General features: G+C 65.0%; 1 protein-coding gene. It reads left to right on the forward strand.

Annotated elements, in window-relative coordinates; all coding sequences use genetic code 11:
- On the forward strand, window positions 1-237 hold a 237-nt coding region (locus tag ACMUOY_RS20510; protein ID WP_413894564.1), incomplete at both ends, for a sigma 54-interacting transcriptional regulator.

Raw genomic sequence — 237 nt, forward strand, 5'->3', positions numbered from 1 at the left:
CTTCATCCACCAGAACAGCTCCCGGTCCGGCGGGCCCTTCATCCGGGTCAACTGCGCCTCGATTCCCCGAGAGCTTTTCGAAAGCGAGCTGTTCGGCTACGAGGGCGGCGCCTTCACCGGGGCGCGCTCCCAGGGAAAACCGGGCAAGTTCGAGCTGGCCAACGGGGGCACGATACTGCTCGACGAGATCGGCGAGATGAGTCCGCCGCTGCAAGCGAAGCTGCTGCAAGTGCTGCA

The organism is Candidatus Skiveiella danica, from assembly GCF_022705245.1.
GTDB lineage: Bacteria > Pseudomonadota > Gammaproteobacteria > Burkholderiales > Burkholderiaceae_C > Skiveiella > Skiveiella danica.